The sequence below is a fragment of the Dolichospermum compactum NIES-806 genome (genome assembly GCF_002368115.1).
Taxonomy (GTDB): Bacteria; Cyanobacteriota; Cyanobacteriia; order Cyanobacteriales; family Nostocaceae; genus Dolichospermum; species Dolichospermum compactum.
Genome location: NZ_AP018316.1, coordinates 1763001 through 1783898 on the forward strand (window position 1 = coordinate 1763001; position 20898 = coordinate 1783898).

The window sequence follows — 20898 nt, forward strand, 5'->3', positions numbered from 1 at the left end:
AAAATGAATCATCTCTACATACTCTTAACAATCCTATTTACAGTTTACGGACAAATCATCATTAAGTGGCAAGTTCAAATAGCCGGAGCATTTCCCCAAGACAACATTGAAAAACTACAATACATCATCAGACTATTACTCAACCCCTGGGTAATTAGTAGCTTTACCTGTGCTTTTTTAGCAGCACTTAGCTGGATGGCCGCCATGACCAAATTTCCCCTCAGCTATGCTTACCCATTTATGAGTTTAGCCTTTGTTTTAGTCATGTTTCTCAGCGCCGTCTTCTTTAAAGAACCCGTAACAATTCCCAAATCCATAGGCTTAGGCTTAATCATATTAGGTATTATTATTGGTAGTAGTAAAAGATGAAAACTGACAAATTATTTGACGGAGATTCTCTAGAACAAAACGAGGCTGCTGACTGCTTAGAAAAATCCATCGCTCTTCCTTTTGATGATTAGTACCAGCGCCGACAGCACTAAAATCTACGCTATATCTAGCAATGCGTAAAGTTGAACTTGTATCTACTCTCAATATTCATGAAAAGGAAGTAAAACAGATTCTAAATCCCCACCATGCCACAAAATTATCTACAATGGAATCAACTCTAGCGGTACTTGGACAACGAGTTGAATAACAAATTAGTGCAAAGTAGAATCTGATACAAGCAAAACGAACATAATATTTTTTCTACCGTAAAAGTTTAAATCTCACCCGTGTTTAGTATACATCAATCATGACTTTTTAAACACCCTCTTAGTTAAAAAATCAATAAGCATTAGCTTTACTCAACTATCTGTACATTCTGAAAAATGATGAAACTCACAAAACCTCTCTATGAATCTGATTTCAATTTGTGGATAGAACAAACCGTAAACCTGCTAGAAAAAGGAGAGTTTGCTCAGTTGGATATTCAGAATCTTATCGAAGAAATTGAGGACATAGGCAATAATCGTAAAGATGCTTTAGAGAGTAATCTGATCAGAGTTTTTCAACATTTACTCAAGTGGAAATATCAACCCCAAAAACGCTCTAATAGTTGGAAAGCGTCAATTACTGAACATTCTTTGCGTTTAAACAAGTCATTAAAAAAAAGTCCTAGCTTAAAGAGATACTTGGAAGAGGTATTTGATGAATGTTATCATGATGCCAGATTAATTGCTTCTCAAGAAACAGGAATAGATATTCATGTTTTCCCGGAAATTTGCCCTTTTAATAGTGCTAATGTTTTAAATCCCCAGTATTTACCAGAGGACGATATTTAGTAAGCTGCGGTGTCTGCAAAAGTTGAATTACCACGCTTGTTCAATAAAAATACCATGAAAATCTGCCCTCAATGTCACCACCATTTTAACCAAGAAAATTGGCATTGTCCAGCTTGTGGATATACCCCCCCATCCTTAAATGGACACTTGACCTTTGCTCCAGAACTGGCTGCGGAAAGTGCTGGATTTGAAGCTGAATTTTTTCCTAAATTAGCACAATTAGAAGCCAAAAACTTCTGGTTTCGTTCCCGAAATAGGCTGATAATTTACGCACTAAAACATTATTTTCCCCAAGCCAAAAACTTCCTAGAAATTGGTTGCGGAACTGGTTTTGTCCTGCAAGGAATTGAAAAAAATCTCTCTCATCTTACCTGTTCAGGTAGTGAAATATTTACCGCAGGGTTAGAATTTGCTAGAGAACGTCTATGTAAAACAACTCTATTTCAAATGGATGCTCGGAATATCCCCTTTGCTGAAGAATTTGATATTATTGGAGCTTTTGACGTTCTTGAACACATAGAACAAGATACAGACGTTTTAGAAAAAATGTATCAAGCTACACAAAATGGGGGGGGATAATACTGACCGTTCCTCAACATCCTTGGCTATGGAGTCAAGCTGATACTCATGCTCATCATGTCCGTCGCTACGTTAAAAAAGATCTAATGATCAAATTACACCAAGCGGGATTTAAAATAGTTAGGGTGACATCTTTTGTTTCTTTCCTATTACCATTAATGCTAATTTCTCGCATCAACAGTCGCTCAAATTCCAAAGATTATGACCCCACCAGCGAACTCAAAATTAGCGGATTTCTAAATTACCTCTTGGAGAAAATCCTTGATATGGAACGCTGGTTTATAAAATTAGGGTTTTCCTTTCCTTTCGGTGGTTCTTTATTAGTAATTGCTTACAAAAAATAACCAGAGAATCTATGTGACAAAAACATGAGTGAAAAAATAGACCATGACCGCTTATTTAAAGAACTGATATCCACATTTTTCATAGAATTTATAGAACTGTTCTTTCCCGAAGTTCTTAAATACATAGATACCAACTCAGTCTCATTATTAGACAAAGAAATATTTACAGATGTTACCGCAGGAGGCAAATATGAAACCGACTTAATAGCCAAAGTCAGATTTCTCGGTGAACCTTCTTACTTTCTCGTTCACATTGAAGCCGAATCAGGAGCAAAATCGAAATTTAATCAAAGAATGTTCCGCTATTTTTCCAGATTACACGAAAAATTTGACTTACCAATTTATCCCATAGTCATTTTCTCATATTCTTCTCCCAAAACCTTAGCCACAAATAACTATCAAATCAACTTTCCTGATTTGGAAGTGCTAAAATTTAATTATCAAGTCATTCAACTAAATCAGCTAAATTGGAGAGACTTTTTAAATCGTCAAAATCCAGTTGCATCTGCTTTAATGTCGAAAATGAATATAGCACCAGCGGATAGACCAAAGGTGAAAGCAGAGTGTTTAAGGTTGTTAGTAACTCTAAAATTAAATCCGGCAAAAATGCAATTGATATCAGGATTTATTGATACATATTTGCGACTGAATAAAATAGAAGAAGAGAAATTTGCAGCAGAAATAGGTTCATTAATACCAGCGGAAAAGGAGGAAGTTATGCAGATAGTTACTAGTTGGATGGAACAAGGGATTGAACGAGGTATTGAACAAGGTATTCAGCAAGGTCGTCAAGAAGCAATTAGCAAAGAGAAAGATTTAATTGTCCGTCAAATCAAGAGGAAAGTAGGAAATATTGATATGGAATTAGAAATTCGGGTTAAAAGTTTAAATCTAGAGGTAATTGAAGTATTAGCAGAAGCAATATTTGATTTCGCTACTGTGGAAGATCTACGAAATTGGTTAGACAATTTACATGATTAAGTTAAAATATACCAATAATTAAAGAATCTATGTGACAAAAACATGAGTGAAAAAATAGACCATGACCGCTTATTTAAAGAACTGATATCCACATTTTTCATAGAATTTATAGAACTGTTCTTTCCCGAAGTTCTTAAATACATAGATACCAACTCAGTCTCATTATTAGACAAAGAAATATTTACAGATGTTACCGCAGGAGGCAAATATGAAACCGACTTAATAGCCAAAGTCAGATTTCTCGGTGAACCTTCTTACTTTCTCGTTCACATTGAAGCCGAATCAGGAGCAAAATCGAAATTTAATGTCAAAATCCAGTTGCATCTGCTTTAATGTCGAAAATGAATATAGCACCAGCGGATAGACCAAAGGTGAAAGCAGAGTGTTTAAGGTTGTTAGTAACTCTAAAATTAAATCCGGCAAAAATGCAATTGATATCAGGATTTATTGATACATATTTGCGACTGAATAAAATAGAAGAAGAGAAATTTGCAGCAGAAATAGGTTCATTAATACCAGCGGAAAAGGAGGAAGTTATGCAGATAGTTACTAGTTGGATGGAACAAGGGATTGAACAAGGTATTGAACGAGGTCGTCAAGAAGCAATTACCAAAGAAAAAGATTTAATTGTCCGTCAAATCAAGAGGAAAGTAGGAAATATTGATATGGAATTAGAAACCCGGATTAAAAGTTTAAATCTAGAGGTAATTGAAGTACTAGCAGAAGCAATATTTGATTTCGCTACTGTGGAAGATCTACGAAATTGGTTAGACAATTTACATGATTAAGTTAAACTATATAAAACTCCACCTAACTTATTAAGTTTTAACTTCGCAATTTAAAATAACCTGCCAAAAATTAAAACCCATGAATAAAATCCCTTTCAATAAACCCTATATGACAGGTAAAGAGCTTTGGTATATTAGCCAAGCTCACCACGCTGGACAATTGGCTGGGGACGGCAATTATACCAAAAAATGCCATCAATGGCTAGAAGCGCAAACGAATTGCCACAAAGCCCTACTCACCCACTCTTGTACAGCAGCCCTGGAAATATCCGCTATTTTAGCCGATTTAGAACCGGGAGACGAAGTGATTATGCCCAGTTATACTTTCGTTTCCACAGCTAACGCTTTTGTTCTCAGGGGAGCAGTTCCCGTATTTGTTGATATCCGACCCGATACCCTAAACTTAGACGAAACCCTCGTAGAAGCGGCAATTACTGACCGTACTCGTGCCATTGTTCCCGTTCATTATGCCGGAGTAGGGTGTGAAATGGATACTTTACAAAACATTGCCCAAAAACATCACCTGCTGTTAATTGAAGATGCTGCTCAAGCACTTATGGCATCCTACAAAGGTCAACCCCTTGGTAGTTTTGGAGACTTAGGTTGCTTCAGTTTTCATGAAACCAAAAATATTATTGCGGGTGAAGGTGGTGCTTTAATTATCAACAATTCCCGGTTTACAGAACAAGCGGAAATCATCCGGGAAAAAGGCACTAATCGCAGTAAATTCTTTAGGGGGGGGTAGATAAATATACCTGGATTAACCAAGGATCTAGTTATTTGCCCGGAGAATTAATTGCGGCTTTTCTCTATGCTCAATTAGAGGAAGCAGAGAAGATTATAGCAGCCCGCCTGCAAGTGTGGGACTATTACCATCAACTTCTAGAACCCCTAGAAAAAAGTGGTAAATTACGCCGTCCTATTATTCCGCCGACTTGTCAGCATAATGGACATATGTATTATATCATCTTAAATAATTTACAAATCCGTACCAGTCTGATAAGCTATCTCAAAGAACAGGGTATGAGTTCTGTATTTCATTATGTACCTTTACATAGTTCTCCCGCTGGACAGCATTATGGACGGGTTCATGGTGATATGAACAATACTAATCATGTTTCTGATTGTCTGTTGCGTTTACCTCTGTTTCCAGAGTTGGGACTTTCACAGATTGAAACTGTTGTTATGGCTATTAATAGTTTTTTTAGAGAGGGTGTAAATGTTGTCAGTAAATAAGATTAATCAACTCAGGCATAACTTCTGGTTTCTTTGGTTTTTAATTCTGACTGTGGTGTTCTTAATTCATTGTCTGACTTTGGCTGTTTCCCCACCTATTTGGCAAGATGAAGTCCAGATTATTGAATATGGGCGCACTTTTTTAAATCCTCATACAGACTGGTCAATAAATTGGGATGTAGCAAATAATAGACCATTTTTAACTCTGTCTTACTTAGGTTGCTTGCTGCAACAATTAGTATTTAAAGCCACTCATTTTTCTATAGTTGGTCCACGAATATTCAGCTTAATAGGAGCAAGTTTAGCTGCTACTACAGCGACGGGATGGTTGTTATCTCGCAAAGTTCCTGTTAGAGTAGCAGGATTATTAGGGCTGAATTTTTTACTTGATCCATTTTTCGTCAGAAGCTATTTACATGATCGCATTGACTGCTGGGCAATTGCACTATGTCTTGCAGCTTGTTGGTTACTTAAACTATCGCTTCAGCGATTCCATGAATTCCATGATGATAAATTTTGTTTGATCAGCGTTAGTCTAGCTGGAAGTCTATCAGCGATCGCTTTTTTTGTTTGGCCGAGTGCGCTAATTATTTATCCACTTGTCCTACTTGAATTGTGGTCATTATTGTATGCAATCATTAAAGAAGAAGGTAACTTAAAAAAGTGTTTATATTTATTATTGGGATTTATTCTTACAGGAATAATGACAAGTATGTTTCTGTTGATTCCAATAAAATATCAATTAGAAATATTGGTAAATGATCTTCTTAAATTCACCAATAATAGAGTTGAAAGTTTCAGCATAGATTCTATTATTAATCTTGTTAAAAACTTCTTAAGAAACCCAATCCTTGCTATATTAGCTCTATTGGGACTAACTTATAGCCGTGACAAATGGTTAGCACTAACTACCCTATTTGCATTATCACTGGTTTGTGTTACCATTAGCTACACTGCTAGAATTCTATATCTTTTACCTTACTTAATAGCCCTAGTTAGTGATATTTACTGCGAACAAAAAAGCAAAAACATTAAAGTATTAAATCCTCAAGTGAAATCTGGTTTTTTAATACTTTTATTGAGTTGGTCTATTGCCTTTTCTTTAATCCTTCCTCCGGTTGTTATAAGGCATAATATGGAAGGGATAAATTCTAATGTTTTGTTGAATGAAGGGTTTTCTTCTATAGGAAAAGGAGAATACAAAGTTTGGGAATCAACATGGAGATTTTACCAAGTGGGGCGATTACTAGGCTGGAAATTATATCAGCCCTTCTTTGAAATAAATGAAAAAGAACTTCGTGAATTTATCAACCAAATGGATTATATAATATCTCAGGAAGTTGAAATTTCAGGATTTAAATTATCAAAAGAAATTAAGCTTATAGATGATGGTCAAAAAACTCAAGAATTATTATCTAATGTAACCGCATTGCTTGACACAGAGTTTTTTCAATCTCAAAAGCACTCTAAAGCTTACAAATTATATACTCGACAAAAATAATCAACTTCTATGCAGCTATACTGCAAACGGTTCATAGTTTAACCAAATATGAAACCCCTTACCCGGTGGTGAAGATTGGAAATTAGGAAAAAGATGAGATGGTGAATTTTAAGTCACGCTGCGGTATCAGCCCCAAAGGCTATTCTAATTACCCAAAATATCATTAAAGTGGCGATCGCTAACCAATCACCCATTTTTAATTTTAACTCTTGCCATTTAACCCGATGTTCGTTAGGACTAGTAAAACCCCTTACCATCATCGCATTTGCCATTTGTTCCGCCCTTAAAAGCAGATTTTCTAATAATCTCTCGGTGACAATTAACCAAACTTTTGCTCCTCCTTTTAATCCTAGCTTTTTCCAATTAATTGCCCTAGTCATCACCGAACGCACTAGGTTTTGGATTTCTTCTAAAACTAGGGGGATAAACCGCAAAGATAAAGTTAGAGTCAGGGTAATTTCTGTAACTGGAATATTGAACCTTCTCAAAGGCTGCATTAAACTTTCCATACCCGAAGTTATTTCTTCTGGTGCAGTTGTGAGTAAATATAAATTAGTGCTATAGATTAATGTAAAAACTATTGTACTCAAGCTAATTGCCAAATCCAAAGAACGGCGATTTATTTTCACAAATCCTTTCTGAAATAACACATAGCTATACTTTTTACTGTTATCTGCTATTACTGGGGTAACTTGGGTCTTTTTATCAGTTATTGGTTGAGTGAGAATTTGTTCATTTGCGGGTAAGCGGGATTGATAACTCACGCCTAATCCATCAGGACTAATCGAGCCAATTACTAATACCATAAATGATAGTATCAACAACCAGCCCATTTGTTGTCGCCATACTCGCAAAGGAATTTTGGCAAATACAGTAAAAGTAATTAGCAGTAATACCAATAATACTCGCCAATAGTTATTAGCGACAATATAGCTACTGAGAAAGCTTAATAACCAAATTAACTTCACTCGCGGGTCGAGTTTATGTAACCAAGTTTCCGGTTCTTCTAAGTAAAGTCCGAGGGGGAGCGATCGCAATAAATCCATATTTTAGTCAGTTGTCAAACAATTTTGGATTTTAGATTTTAGATTTTAGATTGGGAAAGAGATTTTCAATTTTTCGACAGTTGAAACCTAGCAAATCATCCCATTCAACCTAAGCGATATTTCTCCTGTTCAAATTCGGAATCATCCAATCCAAAATCCAAAATTTAAAATCTAAAATTCCATCAGTTTCCTATTTTACACGAGTAGCACGATTTGGTCCGCCAATTTCCATTTCTCGAACTTTCTTACTGCGCCAAAATAACCGAATCGGTGTACCTTGAAAGCCAAGCTGTTTACGGAATTGGCGTTCAATGTAACGGCGATAATTGTCATTAAAGCGGGTATTATCATTAACAAACAGCGCAATGGAAGGAGGCTGACTGCTGACTTGAGTACCATAGTATATCTTACCCTGACGACCGCCCCGTGAAGTCGGTGGTGAATGCCAACTGATAGCATCTTCCAGAACTTCATTAATGACTGATGTACTCACACGGCGTTTGTGTGCCTCAGCCGCTTGATTGACCAATTCTAAAATCTTTTCTACCCGTAGCCCCGTATTTGCGCTCACAAAAATAGTATCTGCCCATTCTGTAAAATGTAAGCGTGATTCTAGTTCTTTTTCATGGTCATAAATGGTGTAAGAATCTTTCTCGACAGCATCCCATTTGTTCACAACCACAACACAAGCGCGACCTTCTTCTAAGACGCGCCCTGCTAATTTTTGATCTTGTTCAGTGACACCATCTAAAGCATCAATCACTAATAAAACCACATCAGAACGACGAATAGCTTTAAACGCACGGTTAATACTGAAAAATTCCGTTCCGTATTCTATATGTTTCTTTTTGCGAATACCAGCAGTATCAATTAACCTGTAAGTCTGTCCACCTCGTTCAACTATTGTATCAATTGTATCTCTAGTTGTTCCAGAAATAGGACTAACAATAGCTCTATTTTCACCAACAAAAGCATTTAGTAAGCTTGATTTGCCTACATTTGGTCTACCAATAATAGCGACTTTGATTTCTGGATTTTCCTCGGTTTCTACTGTCTGAGGAATGTGGTTCATTAACTCATCTAGGATTTCCCCTGTGCCACTACCATGAATAGCGGAAATGGGGAAAGGTTCACCTAGTCCTAATTCCCAAAATTCAGCGGCTTGAATCGCGCCTTGATCTGGAGATTCACATTTATTCACAGCCAGTAATACGGGAACTGGTTGCTGACGTAACCATTCGGAAATTTCTTCATCTGCGGGCATCAAACCCGCTTGCCCATCTACTACGAAAATAGCAGCAGAGGCTTCCGCAAGAGCCGTTAAAGCCTGTTGCCGAATCAAAGGGAGAAATTCGGTGTCATCGTTAAAAACTAAGCCACCTGTATCTACTACGACAAAATCACGATCATTCCAAAAAGCTGGACGATAAGTGCGATCGCGTGTTACCCCTGGTTCATCGTGGACGATCGCCGTTTGATCTCCGGCAAGACGATTTACAAAGGTAGATTTGCCCACATTGGGGCGACCGATAATTGCAACAATTGGCAATGCCATAAACTAGAGTTCTTTAGTGCTGAGTGTGTAGGTGTGCTGAGTTTTGTCTCTACGTTCTTCACCCAGCACTGTTTTAGAGAACTACTAATCATATCATAGTTTTTGATAATTGGTAATTAGTAAAACCAGCAATTCTTAGTTCAAAAATGGTTCTGAAAGCTTTACACCAAGAGCAATTAACCGTTTTAATGTTATTTTTACTACTGTAAGTAGAATAAGTATTTGCGAGATTGCAGAGTAGTTGTCAATTCTCAATGGGGGTAGAGGGAAGGACACCTTTGTGTTAGGAGATGCTCACGATATTTATTATGTGGGAAAAGGACTCAAAGATTATGCGATCATTGAGGATTTTCAAAACAAGGATCAGATTCAATTACATGGGAACTCTAATCAATACGAACTCAATACTAAATACACATTAGGAAGTAACAATGGCACGGCTATCTTCCTCCACGGGACACATGAACTGATTGGATTTGTCCAAGGAGTAACAGATATTTCTTTGACGAGCAATGATTTTTCTTATGTAGGAGTTACGCACTGCTGAGATATCTGTGTTAGCTGCTAATGACACCACCGCAATCGAAGAACCCAGTAACAGAGAACCATTCCAGCATTTATTAATTGGTTTACGAAAGGCAGTAATCAGTACAATCCATAATTTACAAGTTTTTGGCTATACAGATTTTGGGGATTGGTTTTGATCAAATAACCTTCCACACTCGCTACTCTCTGATTCCCCAGTCTTCACTGGGATTTTTTATGGCGAATATTTCTTTTTATTTTTCTCCCAGTCCCCAGTCCCCTTTCACTCAACTACTGTCGCCAAAGTTTCCTCCATTCCTGGAGGTACACTAGGTAATTCCAGGCAATATCCTGCACCGTAGACGGTTTTAATGTAGCGCGGATGACGAGGATCGGGTTCAAGTTTGGTTCTCAAATGGCGAATATGCACCCGAATAGTCTCAATGTCATCATCAGGATCATAACCCCACACTTCTCTGAGGATTTCGCTAGGGGAAACCGTTTGTCCATGACGTTGCAGCAAACAGTGGAGTAACTCAAACTCTAAATGAGTCAGTTTCACCGTTGCTTTGAACCAGATAGCCTCAAATCTTTCGGGAACGAGGGTAATCGGTCCATAGTTTAGAATTTCGCTATGTTTTGCCGCTTGGGGAATCCGGTCAGTGCGTCTTAATAAAGCCCTTACTCGCGCTAACAATTCTTCTAGCTCAAAGGGTTTGGTTAGATAGTCGTCTGCACCAGCATTAAACCCTTCCACTTTGTCATGGGTTTGGCTTAAAGCAGTTAACATCAAAATAGGAATCTCGGCAGTCCGTTCATCCCGACGTAGGCGTTGACAAACTGTAAATCCATCTACTCTAGGTAACATCAGATCAAGCATAATTAAGTCTGGTTGTAGCTGTAAAGCCAGAGCCTGACCTTTAATGCCATCTTCAGCTTGACTAACATCGTAGCCCGCCATTTCCAAGTTGACGGCAACAAGTTCTGAAATCGCTGGGTCATCGTCTATGACAAGAATCCTCGGCATTCTTAAAAAATTATAACTACTTTATTTAACGATAATTGACTCTCTCCCAACCACCAAAATTTCGCTACGCTGATTTTGGGAAAAAGTTGAGCGATGATTGGATAATCAAGCAAACCATAAGGCTTTGTTTTCCTTGATATATAAAAAGATTACCATCTTAATTATGAAAAATATGTTAAACCTAATATAAATATTAAAATCAAATCATTGTAAAATATACCGCCTTTCATTTATGTATAAATACGAATATTTACCGCCCTATTTTTTGCAAAATGGCGTGACCATGACGGCTTATACGGCTTTATGGGCTAATCGGGATTGGGAGAGTAAAATTACTCATCTAGAACCGAAATATCACGAGGTTATCTTCTCTGGGGGTCAAGGTGTGCCAATTTTTGGTCAAGTTGCTATTCCCCCAAATGCCCATAGTACAATTGTTGGCACCTATGGTATTACTGGAGAGCTAGACCAGCAATGGTTTTTACGAATTTTGGGACGCAAGGCTTACGCCCAAGGCTATGCTGTGGTGTTATTTGATTGGCGGGCGCATGGTAAAACCGCAGAATTATCGCCAACATTGACTTCTGATGGTTTGTATGAGGGGGAAGATTTTGTTAAAATAGCCGAAGCTGCGGCAAAAATGGGTTGTCCTTCACCATTTTGGTTTACGGGCTATTCTTTGGGGGGACAGTTGGCTTTGTGGGGTGTGAAAGCTGCTGCGGATTTAGCACCTAAAGACATTGACGTTGCGGGTGGGGCGGTGATTTGTCCTAGTTTGGATTCGTTGCGATCGCTCACCTATCTAGTTAAACACCCTTTTGGTAAATATGTCGAGTCTCGCATTGCTAAGGAATTGAAAAAACTAGCCTGGAAAATTCATGCTGTTTATCCTGAATCTATTCAACCAGAAGCGATTGAACGGGCTAATAGTATTTGGGGATTTGATGAAGAATTGGTAATTGAACGTTTGGGTTTTGCGACGGTTGCTGATTATTATCAAGCCAGCAGTGGTTTAGAATTATTACCAAAATTATCTCAACCAACTTTAATTTTATATGCTGCTGATGACCCTTTATTTGATCCGGCTATCATTCCTGATTTAGAAGCTGCTGCTAGAAAAAATCCCAATATAGATTTATTACTGACTCGCTACGGTGGTCATGTTGGTTATGTGAGTAGCAAAAAATGTCAAAATCAATACCAAGATCCTGATCAATGGTGGGCGTGGAATCGTGTTTTAGAATGGATAGAAGGAGTTCGGAGTTAGAAGGAAGAAAGAATATCCCTAACTTTTCCGGCTATATCAAACGTTTTGTCTCCCGAATTTTTACAGTTTAATTATTAGATATTGTGTGTAATTTGAATTGGCTACCCGCACCTAAAAAATTAGATTTGTTATTAAATGATGTGCATATTTGGCGCATTAATTTAAATTCATCAGAATTACAATTACAATCTTTTCGGGAAACTTTATCTAGTGATGAAATTGCTCGCGCTGAAAGGTTTTATTTTCCTGAACATCGGCAAAGATTTATAGCTGGACGTGGCACTCTCCGCACAATTTTAGGGCAATATTTGGATATTGACCCTAAACAGGTAGAATTTGAATATCAGCCGCGTGGTAAGCCTTTATTGGCGGCTAAATTTGCTAATCAAGGACTATTATTTAATTTATCTCATTCCCAAGATTTGGCTTTATTGGGGGTAAGTTATCAACATCAAATTGGTGTGGATTTAGAACATATTCGCACTATGTCTGATTTGGAAGGTCTGGCGAAAAGATTCTTTTCTGCTAGAGAATATGAATACCTGCGACTATTTTCCCCCGCCGAACAACAACAAATATTTTTTCGTTATTGGACTTGTAAAGAAGCTTATTTAAAGGCTACAGGAGATGGTTTGGTGCAGTTGGAAGAAATTGAAATAGATTTAACACCAAATCAACCTAGTCAATTACTTGTATCAGGAGATTGGAGTTTAAGGGAATTAACCCCAGCAGACAATTTTGCGGCTGCGGTTGTGGTTACAGGTAGTAATATTAATTTGCGTTGTTGGGAATAGTGGTATTACACACGAATTTATGGGCGCAGGCCTTGCGCCCCTACGCTAGATAGTTTCTATTTCAAAATCGCGTAAATGGGCTTTAAATTTTTTGCTGAACTGGACTAAAAAAGGAAAGTTAGCACTTACAGGTCTATCATGCCATTGGGTGACAATAGCTACTAATTCCCCTTCTGAATCCTTGATGTCAAAAGCATCACCACGATGTTCGGGATGATGATAAACTACTACTGATTCTTTAACGCGCACGCGATCGCCTACTTTCATAATATCTTATGTATCTAACTTTTGCTGTTCCTAAACCATCTCCACAGCTATTTTGACTGCAAAATCCAGCATGATTTAATGGCAAACCCAATTTTACAACACATTGTACTATTAGGCTGTGGAATGAACTTGTATATTTTTGATTGAGATGATTGGTAATGGGTAATGGGTAATGATAATACTCTTTTCCCTACCTCCCCTACTTACTCCCTTCCTGGACATAATTCTCGCACCTTTTGAGGAAGTTGCCGACAAATTTGTGAGAATGATTGGGGGGATAATTGCCACCAAGCAAATAAACTGACTGTGGTACTACCCAATAATAAAACTAATAGTCCTGCTAATAGTACCAAACCTTTACCTTTAGATGGTTTTAACGGTGCTGTTGGTTCTTCCGTCAGACTTAAATCAAGCAAGGCTTGGGAACTGGCTGTTAAATCTGTTTCTATGGGGTCTGTTATAATTAATGCTTCTGCATCAGGGACGGCTAAGGGTTGGGGCGGAATAATTTCTGCCGGGGGTGCGGGTATAATTGCCATTGAGGCTGGTTTGGCAACACGGCAAAGAGTTAAGATTACAGATATATTATCTTGGCCATTCTTTTCGTTAGCCAGTTTAATTAATTCCTGAGTAGCGTCTGCTATGTCTAAATCGCCTGTAAGTACGGGTATGGCGTAGTCTTGCCAAGATTGTTCTACTAAATTGCGATCGCTTAAACCATCGGAGCAAAGCAATAAAATCCCATCTTCTTCTATAATAAATCTTTGAACCGAAAAGTTGAGAAATTCTGCTTCTTTTGTGCCTAGTGCTTGGGTCAAGGCTTTGGCTTCTGGGATTTGCAATGCTTGACGATATAAACTTTTCCCTAAACCAACTTCTCGTTTGACCATATCATCATCCACAGTTAGGAGTTGACAATAATTCTGGGTAATCCAATAAGCACGACTATCACCAACATGGGCTAAATAAAGTTCGTGGGAATTCTCTAACTGTTCTCTTTTTTGAGGGATTTGCAATGACATAACTAAGGTTGTAGCCATGCGTTCCTTTCCCTGACGTTTTTGCTCGTCATTACGCGACCATACTACATTATTAACTACCCGCAAACAAGACTCTATTTGTTGACATAAGAGATTAGGAGTTAATAATTCTGTTTGTTCGTCTATTTCCGCCAATAAAGCCCGCATTTGCAATTTGAGAGACTGCAAAGCTAATTGACTCGCAACTTCACCACCTTCATGACCACCAATACCATCACAAATAATTGCTAGTCGTGGTTGCAATTGATCATCTATATCTCGCTGATGAATAGGATAACAAGCATCTTCATTATGTTTAATGACGGAACCTGAATCTGTTGCCCCAGAAATAGTTAAATATAAAGGTAATTCTGCGGCTGTTGTCAGTAATATTTCATTGATTTTAGTATTAATGATTTCTAAATCATTTTCGGGTTGACACATTAACTCAACTATGATGTCTAATTTTTGGGAAAGCGTGGTTTCTGTAAGTGTCACCCAATTGCGCCAAGAATTACCTAAATCTTGTAAAGTCGGTTGACCAGTGTTTTGATGCAGTTCTAATAGGCGAATACACCAACCTTGCACACATAAATTATCTGCTAATAATAAACTTTGGGCAAGTTCTAATGCTGATAAGGGTGTCCACAATTGGAGAATTTGCCATAACCAGTAAATTTGTCTGACGGGAGATGCTTGTTTCCAGGAGTCGGTAATTGTTGGGTAAATGCAGCCTGTTTCATCTATGGGGGCATTTTCTAGTAAAAGAATATCATCTTCTATTTCGGCTAAGGAGGTAAAACCATAGGCTTGGGGTATATGCAAATGTTCTGAGTATAAGCGTAGGTAGGGAATAACGATATTTGGTAGTTCTGCGGGGATATCTGGTAATAGTGCTGGTTGGGTATCTAGCCAAATTTGCGGTTTGATGACTTCATATCTATTTGCTACTTTTGTTTCTGGGGGAATTTCTGCGGCTTGCTTGCCAGTTGCCCAGAGATAGCGGTAAATTAGGGGAGTGTAACAGCGATCGCAAATAGTCTCTCCGACAGCATTCAAAGGTTGATCACATTCTGGATTTGGGCAATTAATCACCCGTTGGGTAGAAAACATAATTAAAATTAGGATTAGTTTTTTCTGTAAAGTTTGACTGTATTGGTGTATCTAAATACCAAGTTAAGATGAAACTGCATGGAATAAGATTTTAAGAATATTTGACCGCAAATAAACGCAAATAAACGCAGATAAGAATAGATGAATAGATTTTATGATTCTGTTCAGCCTCAGATAATGTTGGGATGAGTAAATTCATTGTAAGGGAAAAGCGTTATGCCAAGTTCTAGATTGATTTGGCTGTTAGCGGTTTCGGTTCTGTGTTTGACGGAATTGTTTTTACCATCGGCTTTTGTTGCTTTTATGATGGGCATTAGTGCTTTAATTGTAGGATTATTGTCCTACTCTGGTACAGGAAACCGGCAGAAATTATCGCTGAGAGGATTAAGGCTAACCCTGATGCTCAAAAAGCACTAGATGTGCTGTTAGCCTTAAATTATTTGGATATGGGGAATACTATTGGTAAAAGCGATAGCAGCAAGGTGATGTTTATAGACCCTCGCACTATTCCAGCTACTTTGGAAGGTATTCGTTCTATTGTTTCAGATAATGCTCCTAATCCCAAACCTCTCTTTCCCACTAATTAAATAATTTCTTCTTTCATTCCTTCTTTCTGACTCCTGACTCCTGAATGGGCCCAGACCCTGCGCCCCTACCTTCTGATAGCGCAGCGTGGCGTTAGCCACATACTCCTTCTTTCTGACTCCTAAGTAGCTTGACATTTTGTACATAGTCCAAAAAATTCTAGAGTGTGATAAAACACTTTAAATTGATGACTGGTTTGTAATTGGTTTTCGAGTTCATGGACAGGACATTGATGAATAGGAATGGAAATGCCACATTGTAGGCAAGTTAGATGATGCTTGTCCTGTTGTATTAAACTATAAAGGGCTTCACCATGTGCTAAAGTTCGCACTTGCACTAAGCCTTCTAATTTGAGAGCATCCAAGGAACGATAAACTGTTGCTAAACCCATGCTTTGGTTGAGATTACGTAGTTCTACGTAAATCTCTTGAGCAGAAATGCCTTGTTTAATATTTTGTAACAGGTTTAAAATCCGTTCTTGACTACGGGTATGTATGGCTCTCATAAATCGTTGTTAAATTTGTATTTATGTAGAGGTAATTCATGAATTACTTCTACTTCCTGATTATATTTTCACTCAGTTAGACCAGAAAAGTTATAAGAAAATAGCCTAAAAACCCTTGAGGGCAAGTTTTGGAGGGTGGCGGAAAAACTTAACTATCCTTTCTTTAGGCAAGGGATGAAAGCCAACTAGTACCACAAGGCGTTCGTCAAAAGTCAAACGTCAAACGTCAAAAGCAATATTGGGCAAGCTTTTTGGCGATTAAGAATGGTTGATTTATTTACGCCGTGCTGTACTAGTAGTTCGTCAAATTTATTTTGACGGGTAATGATCGGAAAAACTTCTGTTCTTCCCTCCCCTACCCCCGGCGCTTCTCTTCTCCCCCTGCTTGCCTTCACCCGTCATTTTCGGGTTGACAGACTACTAGAGGCTGTCTTCCTCCAGTGACTTGTGTTATCCTAATTATCACAGGAAAGGTAATCAACCTGTCTAAAAACCTCACTGCCTAACGGTAATCTGTACCTTGACAATTAAATCTATGGGGTTCTACTTCATTGTTCTAGTTCCCTCCTAGCAGTAGGTAAAAGATTTATAGGACTAGACGAATCAGAATTGTTGAAACAGAAAAGTTTCATCCTCAACAGGATTTGCAGTCATGCAACTACGGTCGGGCAGACCGAAAGTTAACGCTTGGGGAGAGTCCCACCTCTCTCGCTAGATAACGCAAGGAGTCTAGTTTAAGTGGTCTCGTTGAACCAAGAATCCCCGTGTCTTTAGACCGGGGAGTGTCAAAGCGATCGCAGCATTCAGCAAAAAGCCCGTGCAAATAAAATATTTAGCTAAAATTTTCGTGACTCTGAGAACTTCAGTTTTAGATCCTGCTGGTGTGGCTGTACAATCTGGCCTCAAACAAACGGGATACGACAATGTGGAACAGGTGAGAATTGGTAAGTACATTGAGTTAACCATTACCGCACCTGATGAAATGAAAGCGCGTCGAGACTTAAATCAAATTTGTGACCAAATGTTATCAAATCCAGTCATCGAAAATTATCGCTTTGATTTGATTGAGGTAGAATCACAAACTGGCGTATTTTGAAACTGGCAATGGGTGATTGGTAATAGAAACAATACTATTGCCAAAGCCCTGAAACCCTATTGATATCGTCACGATTTTATTGGGTTTCAGACATATTTTGGAAAATTGGCAATAGTATTGAGAAAATAAATAATTTGCCTCTTGCCTCTTGCCTCTTGCCTGTTCCCTGTTCCCTGTTCCCTGTTCCCTGTTCCCTGTTCCCTGTTCCCTGTTCCCTGTTCCCTGTTCCCTGTTCCCTGTTCCCTTTCCTCTGACAACTAATGAAATTCGGTATTTTAGTTTTTCCAGGTTCTAATTGCGATCGTGATGTTGCCTATGTGACTAGAGATTTACTAGGACAACCAACGCGGATGATTTGGCATCAAGAGACGGATATTAGTGATATAGATGTGGTAATTGTCCCCGGTGGCTTTAGTTATGGGGATTATTTACGATGTGGGGCGATCGCTCGCTTTTCTCCTGTGATGCAGCAAGTTATCAACCATGCACAACAAGGTAAATTTGTCATCGGTATTTGTAACGGGTTTCAGGTATTAACTGAGGCTGGTTTATTACCTGGGGCATTGGCGAGAAATCAAGATTTGCACTTTATCTGCGATCGCTCTACCTTGAAAGTTGAGCGTAATAATTTACCTTGGACTCAGGGTTATGCTGAAGGGGAAGTTATTACTTTACCCATTGCACATGGAGAGGGTAGATTCTACAGTGACGAAACTACTTTAGCAGAAATCGAAGCTAACGGCCAAGTTTTATTTCGTTATCAAGAAAATCCCAACGGTTCACTCAACAACATTGCCGGGATTTGTAATCTTCAAGGCAATGTTTTGGGCATGATGCCACATCCAGAACGAGCAGCAGATTCCGCGTTAGGTAATAGCGATGGTTTGCGCTTGTTTGAGGGTTTGTTGGGGAAGGTAGCAGCTTTGGTGTAATAGATTCCCGGCTTCTGTGAGAAGTCGGGTATTTTATTTTCTTTATGTCTCGACTTGTCAAGTCGCAGAACATTATTATTTAGTATTTAAAAAAAGAGTTTTTGCGTATAAAATCCAGTTTAAATAGTTTTACCTATAAAATGTTTTATTGTATGAATAGAGTAATTACGGTTAACATTTGTATAGAATGTGATAAAATTTATATCATGTTAGATTAGTCTAGATTAGGCAGAGTAAGGAATAATTACATAGTTTTTAAAGGAAGGTATATCTAAAAAGGATATTACTTTGGTTTTTAATAATCAAGTAACTCGGAAGTTAACTGATTTATGTTGACTGGATATTGTGGTGATTATAACATTTGATAAAGTGATTTAATTGATCAAACCTTACCCAGAATATGATCTTTTTTTGTCATCAATAATTACAGGGAGCAAGATAATATGCAAGAAATTTATAAGATTTGGGATATTTTTTGGGATAATGATCTATTCCATTGGGCAACTGTTATAGTTTTTGGTGTAGCTGTAAGTTGTGAAATATTCACAGTTTTAAAATACTGTAAACTATCTAATCGTGATCAAAAAGCAATATCTCAGCTAAGGAGAGGAAATATAGAAAATATTTCACCAGAATGGATTAATGAACATTTAGAAGCAAAAAATAATATACCTCTTGAGATTAATGACAAATATATACTCAAGCAATATCCAGAAATTTTAACTCATTCTACTCGCAGTAATTTACGTTTTGTGGGTACTTTATGTACAGCTATTGGTGTCTTAGGAACATTTTATGGTATTCAAGCAGGAATAGGAGGTATTCCCCTAAATAATCTTAATAATACACAGTCTTTAATGTCAGGAGTTGCAGGGTTATTAGAAGGAATGAAAACAGCATTTTCTACTTCTTTAATGGGATTAGGATGTGGAAGTTTATTTACGATTATCCTCTTTATAACAGACTCAATTAGACAATCACAACATGATCAAATTAGCAGAAGTTTACATAAAATTACTGTTACAGGAAAAGATGGCAGTGATGATGCAGCTAATAGTTTAAAAGAAATAGCTGAAAGTTTTAAAAAATTTGATTTTAATGCTAATTTAAGAGCGTCTCAAGCACTAGAAAGAGTAGCTAAAAACCTTGATGCTGAAATTATTGGCACAGAAGTAGGAAATGCTGTTAGTAGTCAATTAGATAGGATAATTGAAACGAGATTAACACCTGTATTTAATAATATTGCTAGTTCCCAAGAAACACTAAATCAAATTACCACTGTTCAAAGAGATGTACTGGAAAATTTAATTAGTGAAATGAAAAATCAATTAATTATTCCCATAGTTGAAAGACTAGATCAAAGTGCAGCTTTAACTCAACAAGCATCCCAAGCTGTTACTAAATTAAATAATGAGTTAGGGGGAATTTCTGAAAAGTTAGCCAATTCAATTGTCACAATTCAGCAGTTTCAACAAGAAACATTAGGAAAATTGAATAACTTTGCTAATAGTTTAAAATCTACTTTACATGATTTTCAAACAGATACCACAGGAGTTTTAGAAAAAACAGGTATTGCAATTAGTAATGCAGTAGAAAAAAGTATTGAAGGAATGGAATCGCAACGTCAAGCATTTGAAGAAAGTGCAGAAAAAGCTGCAAATACATTTACAGGTATTCGAGAAGATTTAGAACAATCTTTAACAACTCAAGCTGAACAACAAAAACAAATGTTAGAGAGTGTTTATTCTGTATTCTCAAATATACTAAATCAAGCAAATGATAATTTCACAGTTCAGACACAAACTTTAGAAACTGTTGGTAAAGAAGCATCACAATTAATGAATAATGCTAAGGATAACTTAGAAAGTACATTAACTAATATTGATGAAACGTTGCAAAATACTCGCATTACAGTACAAGAGGAATTACAAACATTTAGAGTCCAGTATCAAGACAGTTTAACTCAATTCTTTAATGATCAAAATCAATTATTAGAAAGTACATTAGGAACACAACGGGATGCTTTATCAGAAGTTGTAACTGATTTACGCAATGCTTTTGCAGAAGAAACCCAACGTAGACAATCATTAATGGATGATTTGAGTCATACCATAAACCAAGTTAAAACAGGTATTGCTGAAATTAATCAAGTAGGTATTGCTATGCACGAAAGAATTCAATCTATTGAAAAACTAACTACCGCTATGGGATTACACTCAGGAGAAAGATTAACCCAATTACAAGAGTTATCTCGGAATGTTGGTACAGCAACTCAAGAATTTAATCTTCTTCTTCATAATTGGGAAAATCATCTTAATAACTATATGGATACTTCAACAAAATGGCAAACTAAATTCTTTAATGAAGCTGATGAATCAATGTCAAAAGTATGTAGTGGTTTACTAGAAACTGCTAATGTTTTAGTCAAAATTGAAAATAATCGTCAATTAATGAACGATTAATTTTTTAAGTA

General features: G+C 37.4%; 21 protein-coding genes and 3 pseudogenes. 18 read left to right on the top strand and 6 right to left on the bottom strand.

Features of this window, described 5'->3' with window-relative positions:
* Nucleotides 1-3 precede the first annotated feature (3 nt).
* From CA730_RS08505 to CA730_RS08535, 10 genes and pseudogenes are all read left to right on the top strand, one after another.
* Nucleotides 4-369 carry an EamA family transporter gene (locus tag CA730_RS08505; RefSeq protein WP_096666255.1) on the top strand — a complete coding sequence of 122 codons (366 nt, stop codon included), beginning with the start codon at nt 4-6 and terminating at the stop codon, nt 367-369.
* Between the two features lie 133 nt (nt 370-502).
* The gene (locus CA730_RS26010) at nt 503-637 is read left to right on the top strand and encodes a hypothetical protein (RefSeq protein WP_255539976.1); all 135 of its coding nucleotides are present in this window, start codon (nt 503-505) and stop codon (nt 635-637) included.
* Between the two features lie 175 nt (nt 638-812).
* Nucleotides 813-1265 carry a DUF29 domain-containing protein gene (locus CA730_RS08510; RefSeq protein ID WP_172891164.1) on the top strand — a complete coding sequence of 151 codons (453 nt, stop codon included), beginning with the start codon at nt 813-815 and terminating at the stop codon, nt 1263-1265.
* A gap of 54 nt (nt 1266-1319) precedes the next feature.
* Nucleotides 1320-1844: a class I SAM-dependent methyltransferase gene (locus CA730_RS25120; protein ID WP_197705511.1), complete on the top strand. Its 525-nt coding sequence runs from the start codon at nt 1320-1322 to the stop codon at nt 1842-1844.
* Nucleotides 1845-1930: 86 nt separating this feature from the next.
* The gene (locus tag CA730_RS25125) at nt 1931-2188 is read left to right on the top strand and encodes a hypothetical protein (RefSeq protein ID WP_197705512.1); all 258 of its coding nucleotides are present in this window, start codon (nt 1931-1933) and stop codon (nt 2186-2188) included.
* 24 nt (nt 2189-2212) lie between these two features.
* The gene (locus CA730_RS08520) at nt 2213-3169 is read left to right on the top strand and encodes a DUF4351 domain-containing protein (protein ID WP_096666261.1); all 957 of its coding nucleotides are present in this window, start codon (nt 2213-2215) and stop codon (nt 3167-3169) included.
* Nucleotides 3170-3211: 42 nt separating this feature from the next.
* Nucleotides 3212-3957, top strand: a pseudogene (locus CA730_RS08525) (DUF4351 domain-containing protein).
* Nucleotides 3958-4036: 79 nt separating this feature from the next.
* Nucleotides 4037-4702: a dTDP-4-amino-4,6-dideoxygalactose transaminase gene (gene rffA, locus CA730_RS26015; protein ID WP_197705513.1), complete on the top strand. Its 666-nt coding sequence runs from the start codon at nt 4037-4039 to the stop codon at nt 4700-4702.
* Nucleotides 4703-4737: 35 nt separating this feature from the next.
* On the top strand, nt 4738-5193 hold the full coding sequence (locus CA730_RS26020; RefSeq protein ID WP_197705514.1) for a DegT/DnrJ/EryC1/StrS family aminotransferase: 456 nt from the start codon (nt 4738-4740) through the stop codon (nt 5191-5193).
* Nucleotides 5177-6694 carry a hypothetical protein gene (locus CA730_RS08535; RefSeq protein WP_096666264.1) on the top strand — a complete coding sequence of 506 codons (1518 nt, stop codon included), beginning with the start codon at nt 5177-5179 and terminating at the stop codon, nt 6692-6694. Before CA730_RS26020 ends, CA730_RS08535 begins: the two co-directional genes overlap by 17 nt.
* 113 nt (nt 6695-6807) lie before the next feature.
* On the opposite strand, the gene CA730_RS08540 is transcribed toward CA730_RS08535, so the two are convergent.
* Nucleotides 6808-7740: an energy-coupling factor transporter transmembrane component T family protein gene (locus CA730_RS08540; protein WP_096666267.1), complete on the bottom strand. Its 933-nt coding sequence runs from the start codon at nt 7738-7740 to the stop codon at nt 6808-6810.
* Between the two features lie 190 nt (nt 7741-7930).
* Entirely contained in the window at nt 7931-9295 is a 1365-nt protein-coding gene (gene der, locus CA730_RS08545) for a ribosome biogenesis GTPase Der (RefSeq protein WP_096666270.1), read from the bottom strand.
* A 241-nt stretch (nt 9296-9536) separates the two neighbouring features.
* Here der and CA730_RS08550 point away from each other — a divergent pair, with 241 nt between their 5' ends.
* Nucleotides 9537-9842 carry a hypothetical protein gene (locus tag CA730_RS08550; protein WP_096666273.1) on the top strand — a complete coding sequence of 102 codons (306 nt, stop codon included), beginning with the start codon at nt 9537-9539 and terminating at the stop codon, nt 9840-9842.
* 261 nt (nt 9843-10103) lie between these two features.
* Here CA730_RS08550 and CA730_RS08555 read toward each other — a convergent pair whose 3' ends face one another.
* Entirely contained in the window at nt 10104-10847 is a 744-nt protein-coding gene (locus CA730_RS08555) for a response regulator transcription factor (protein WP_096666276.1), read from the bottom strand.
* Between the two features lie 232 nt (nt 10848-11079).
* Here CA730_RS08555 and CA730_RS08560 point away from each other — a divergent pair, with 232 nt between their 5' ends.
* A complete protein-coding gene (locus tag CA730_RS08560; protein WP_096666279.1) occupies nt 11080-12114 on the top strand; it encodes a YheT family hydrolase in 1035 nt (344 codons plus the stop codon).
* Nucleotides 12115-12197: 83 nt separating this feature from the next.
* Complete coding sequence (hetI, locus tag CA730_RS08565; protein WP_096666282.1) at nt 12198-12908, top strand: 4'-phosphopantetheinyl transferase HetI; 711 nt, start codon at nt 12198-12200, stop codon at nt 12906-12908.
* Between the two features lie 45 nt (nt 12909-12953).
* On the opposite strand, the gene CA730_RS08570 is transcribed toward hetI, so the two are convergent.
* Nucleotides 12954-13175 carry a ferredoxin-thioredoxin reductase variable chain gene (locus CA730_RS08570; protein ID WP_096666285.1) on the bottom strand — a complete coding sequence of 74 codons (222 nt, stop codon included), beginning with the start codon at nt 13173-13175 and terminating at the stop codon, nt 12954-12956.
* Nucleotides 13176-13378: 203 nt separating this feature from the next.
* Complete coding sequence (locus CA730_RS08575) at nt 13379-15307, bottom strand: protein phosphatase 2C domain-containing protein (RefSeq protein WP_096666288.1); 1929 nt, start codon at nt 15305-15307, stop codon at nt 13379-13381.
* A gap of 216 nt (nt 15308-15523) precedes the next feature.
* Between CA730_RS08575 and CA730_RS08580 the strand changes: the two are divergent.
* Together CA730_RS08580 and CA730_RS08585 are read left to right on the top strand one after the other, a co-directional pair.
* Nucleotides 15524-15658 (top strand): annotated as a pseudogene (locus CA730_RS08580) (NfeD family protein); the annotation flags it as partial.
* An 11-nt stretch (nt 15659-15669) separates the two neighbouring features.
* Nucleotides 15670-15894 (top strand): annotated as a pseudogene (locus tag CA730_RS08585) (SPFH domain-containing protein); the annotation flags it as partial.
* Between the two features lie 119 nt (nt 15895-16013).
* Here the strand turns inward: CA730_RS08585 and CA730_RS08590 are convergent.
* Nucleotides 16014-16397: a Fur family transcriptional regulator gene (locus CA730_RS08590; RefSeq protein WP_096666291.1), complete on the bottom strand. Its 384-nt coding sequence runs from the start codon at nt 16395-16397 to the stop codon at nt 16014-16016.
* 817 nt (nt 16398-17214) lie between these two features.
* On the opposite strand from CA730_RS08590, the gene purS reads away from it, so the two are divergent.
* From purS to CA730_RS08605, 3 genes are all read left to right on the top strand, one after another.
* On the top strand, nt 17215-17493 hold the full coding sequence (purS, locus tag CA730_RS08595; protein ID WP_096666294.1) for a phosphoribosylformylglycinamidine synthase subunit PurS: 279 nt from the start codon (nt 17215-17217) through the stop codon (nt 17491-17493).
* Nucleotides 17494-17753: 260 nt separating this feature from the next.
* Nucleotides 17754-18425 (top strand): phosphoribosylformylglycinamidine synthase subunit PurQ, encoded by a 672-nt coding sequence (gene purQ, locus CA730_RS08600; RefSeq protein WP_096666297.1) that lies wholly within the window; start codon nt 17754-17756, stop codon nt 18423-18425.
* Between the two features lie 443 nt (nt 18426-18868).
* On the top strand, nt 18869-20887 hold the full coding sequence (locus CA730_RS08605; RefSeq protein ID WP_096666300.1) for a hypothetical protein: 2019 nt from the start codon (nt 18869-18871) through the stop codon (nt 20885-20887).
* The last annotated feature ends 11 nt before the right edge of the window (nt 20888-20898 follow it).

What these genes read in the sequence shown, in the direction of transcription:
- CA730_RS08505 (WP_096666255.1), top strand. Translation starts at nt 4, where the DNA reads ATGAATCATCTCTACATACTCTTAACAATCCTATTTACAGTTTACGGA.
- CA730_RS26010 (WP_255539976.1), top strand. Translation starts at nt 503, where the DNA reads ATGCGTAAAGTTGAACTTGTATCTACTCTCAATATTCATGAAAAGGAA.
- CA730_RS08510 (WP_172891164.1), top strand. Translation starts at nt 813, where the DNA reads ATGATGAAACTCACAAAACCTCTCTATGAATCTGATTTCAATTTGTGG.
- CA730_RS25120 (WP_197705511.1), top strand. Translation starts at nt 1,320, where the DNA reads ATGAAAATCTGCCCTCAATGTCACCACCATTTTAACCAAGAAAATTGG.
- CA730_RS25125 (WP_197705512.1), top strand. Translation starts at nt 1,931, where the DNA reads ATGATCAAATTACACCAAGCGGGATTTAAAATAGTTAGGGTGACATCT.
- CA730_RS08520 (WP_096666261.1), top strand. Translation starts at nt 2,213, where the DNA reads ATGAGTGAAAAAATAGACCATGACCGCTTATTTAAAGAACTGATATCC.
- rffA (WP_197705513.1), top strand. Translation starts at nt 4,037, where the DNA reads ATGAATAAAATCCCTTTCAATAAACCCTATATGACAGGTAAAGAGCTT.
- CA730_RS08535 (WP_096666264.1), top strand. Translation starts at nt 5,177, where the DNA reads ATGTTGTCAGTAAATAAGATTAATCAACTCAGGCATAACTTCTGGTTT.
- CA730_RS08540 (WP_096666267.1), bottom strand. Translation starts at nt 7,740, where the DNA reads ATGGATTTATTGCGATCGCTCCCCCTCGGACTTTACTTAGAAGAACCG.
- der (WP_096666270.1), bottom strand. Translation starts at nt 9,295, where the DNA reads ATGGCATTGCCAATTGTTGCAATTATCGGTCGCCCCAATGTGGGCAAA.
- CA730_RS08555 (WP_096666276.1), bottom strand. Translation starts at nt 10,847, where the DNA reads ATGCCGAGGATTCTTGTCATAGACGATGACCCAGCGATTTCAGAACTT.
- CA730_RS08560 (WP_096666279.1), top strand. Translation starts at nt 11,080, where the DNA reads ATGTATAAATACGAATATTTACCGCCCTATTTTTTGCAAAATGGCGTG.
- CA730_RS08570 (WP_096666285.1), bottom strand. Translation starts at nt 13,175, where the DNA reads ATGAAAGTAGGCGATCGCGTGCGCGTTAAAGAATCAGTAGTAGTTTAT.
- CA730_RS08575 (WP_096666288.1), bottom strand. Translation starts at nt 15,307, where the DNA reads ATGTTTTCTACCCAACGGGTGATTAATTGCCCAAATCCAGAATGTGAT.
- CA730_RS08590 (WP_096666291.1), bottom strand. Translation starts at nt 16,397, where the DNA reads ATGAGAGCCATACATACCCGTAGTCAAGAACGGATTTTAAACCTGTTA.
- purQ (WP_096666297.1), top strand. Translation starts at nt 17,754, where the DNA reads ATGAAATTCGGTATTTTAGTTTTTCCAGGTTCTAATTGCGATCGTGAT.
- CA730_RS08605 (WP_096666300.1), top strand. Translation starts at nt 18,869, where the DNA reads ATGCAAGAAATTTATAAGATTTGGGATATTTTTTGGGATAATGATCTA.